Below are 2668 nucleotides of genomic sequence, written 5' to 3'. Positions count from 1 at the left end.
TGGTGGCATTAATGACGATAAATAACTCAATGGATAGTCAGGCATTTGAAGTATTTATTGAGAAGTTTTTATTGCCTCAATTATGGTCAGGAGCAGTGGTAGTTATGGACAACTTACCTGCACATAAACTAGCATCAATTGAACCAATGATTGAATCTGTAGGTGCGAAAGTCTTATGTTTATCTCCATACTCTCCTGATTTTAATCCCATTGAGTTATGGTGGTCACAACTGAAATCTTTTTTACGTACTTTTTCTCCAACTACAACCGAAATGGTTGATAAAGTTATCTCTGTTGCTCTCTACTTGATGAATCCTCAACATTTAAAAAACTGGTTCACTAATTGCTGTTATTGTACCTCATAACATCGGGAAACGCTGTATATTCATCTGCGCTTGACTGATTTGTGAATCAATCTCGGCAATTTTCTTATTGTTTTCTACTATTGCTTTAGTCAACTGAGAATCAATCTCGGCAATTTTTTTATTATTCTCAGCAATTTGATTGAGCCAATCTCTACGAGATAGAGCAATAGTATTTACTAACTTGGCCTTTGCTTGTGCAATTGCAGATTGCAAACGAGCCTTTTCTTGAGTAAGTTGATCTATCTCACTTTGAGTATTGCGAACTTCTTGTTGCTGTTTAAGATACTGAATTCTAGATATCGCACCATCTTTCATTAATGGAGTGACATCAAGTAGTATCCCCTGATTCATCCCTAGATTATCTAAATTAGTAGCTAATTTGATTGATGTTTGCTGCAATTGACGTTGAAATTGTTCAATTTCTAATTGAACAGCAACCACACGGGCATTTAATTCAGCTTGATTAGATTGTAGCCGTTCCTGTTGCTCTAAAGTAAGTAAAATCTTATTGCTTCTACCATTCAATAGGGAGCGATATACCTGATTTTCCACTACTAATGTAACTCGACTTTTAGTCAAATCAAGCATTTGGTTAGAGATTTTTAAGTTCGAGATATCTAGTGCGTTAATGTCTTTTAATTGAGATTGATAAAACTGGTTTTCACCAATTAAGCTAGTACGGATTTTGAGAAATGAATCTAACTGTGCTTTAGCAGTTGTATTATCAAGAGATAAAAGACGCTCTCCAGCTTTTACTGTCTGACCATCTTCGACAAATATTTCTTTAACTACCCCACCTACAAGTGCTTGTACTTCCTTGGTTGCACCTGATGCTTCCAGTTTACCAGTCGCTGATACCGCTTCTTCAATTTTGGCAATCGAAGCCCAAATGATTGTACCTGCTGTAGCCAGCATTAAACCCCATAGAATTGCTCTTGACCAAGTGCGAGGTTGTTTTAAGATGACAGGCTGATCGAATTTAGGTACATAACGCGGTGCAGTTGAAGGAGCCTTTGGTGTAATTTCCGCAGTTTCAGGTACTTGAGATGCTATTTGTTCTAATTGTTGGATGGAAACTGTTTGTGGTATTGATGAATGAGCATTACCATTGGAGTTGGTACTATTACCATTACTTGAATGTTTCCCATTACCATTTGTACCATTTCCGTAATTATTCATAACTAATTTTTCTGGAGTTTGTAGTCAAATAAGAGGTATTTTAGTGATTAATAATATGAAACAACTTGAAATATTCAAGTAGTAAACTCATTCAACATTGTGTGTAAACTAACAGCTAACTAGCAGCAGCTTCTTGTTGTTGATAGAGGCAATAATATAATCCTTTTAAGGCTGACAACTCACTATGCGTCCCCTGTTCTGCTACTTGCCCTTGGCTCATCATCACGATAGTATCGGCGTTACGGATGCTTGCTAATCTGTGAGTAATAAACAACACTGTCCTATTCCTAAATGCAGCTTGTAGATTCAAACACACTTGACGCTCGGTGGCATAGTCCAAAGCACTAGTAGCTTCATCTAGAATTAACAGTGGTGGGTTTTGCAGTACAGTACGAGCGATCGCAATCCTTTGTCTTTGTCCCCCAGATAGAGCCGAACCCCGTTCACCGACACGAGTTTCATAACCTTGAGGTAAATTCATGATAAAATCGTGGGCGCAAGCAATTTTGGCTGCTTCGACAATTTCTTCTGGAGTAGCATCGGGCATAGTCAAAGCAATATTCTCCTGTACTGTAGTATCAAACAACAGAGTATCTTGCAGTACCATGCCAATTTGACGGCGTAGAGAGTAAATTTCTACCTTGCTGATGTCATAGCCATCAATTAAGATACGACCAGCATCAAGTTCGTATAATCTGGGAATTACAGCGTATTGCAGGTTTATGAGGTACAGTAACAACAGTTTGTAAACCAGTTTTTTAAATGCTCTGGATTAATCAAATTAAGTGCAGTTGCGATGAGAACATCAACCATTTTTGAAGAGGTTGGAGAAAAGGAGCGTAAAAAAGCTTTTAATTGTGACCACCAATGTTCGATGGGATTAAAGTCAGGAGAATAAGGTGACTGATAAAGAACATTTGCACCCTTTGATTGAATTAAAGACTCGATTCCTTCCACTTTATGTGCAGGGACATTATCCATAACAACTACAGCACCCGTCCAGAGTTGGGGAAGTAAACACTTTTCAATAAAGACTTTAAATGCATTTCCATCCATTGAACTATTCAACGTCATCACAGCCAAAACTTGTTTCATGCTTACTGCCCCGATTACTGTTACCTTCG

Annotated in this window: 3 protein-coding genes and 1 pseudogene; 1 reads left to right on the top strand and 3 read right to left on the bottom strand. The window is 37.9% G+C overall.

The window, feature by feature from the left end; genetic code table 11:
* Window positions 1–365: transposase (locus I8752_RS21990; protein ID WP_214434405.1), on the top strand; the 365-nt coding region annotated here is incomplete at its 5' end.
* Here the strand turns inward: I8752_RS21990 and I8752_RS21985 are convergent.
* The 3 genes and pseudogenes from I8752_RS21985 to I8752_RS21975 all read right to left on the bottom strand — a co-directional run.
* Window positions 360–1544, bottom strand: coding sequence for a biotin/lipoyl-binding protein (locus I8752_RS21985; protein ID WP_214434404.1), 1185 nt, complete (start codon window positions 1542–1544; stop codon window positions 360–362). The genes I8752_RS21990 and I8752_RS21985 overlap by 6 nt on opposite strands.
* Before the next feature lie 115 nt (window positions 1545–1659).
* Window positions 1660–2250: pseudogene (locus tag I8752_RS21980) on the bottom strand (ABC transporter ATP-binding protein); the annotation flags it as partial.
* 14 nt (window positions 2251–2264) lie between these two features.
* Window positions 2265–2668 (bottom strand): transposase (locus I8752_RS21975; protein WP_214434403.1); only part of this gene is annotated, 404 nt, incomplete at its 5' end.

This window comes from Dendronalium phyllosphericum CENA369 (assembly GCF_016056275.1).
GTDB lineage: Bacteria > Cyanobacteriota > Cyanobacteriia > Cyanobacteriales > Nostocaceae > Dendronalium > Dendronalium phyllosphericum.
Note: the sequence above shows the minus strand (reverse complement) of the source record. Positions and strands in the feature narration are given on the sequence as shown.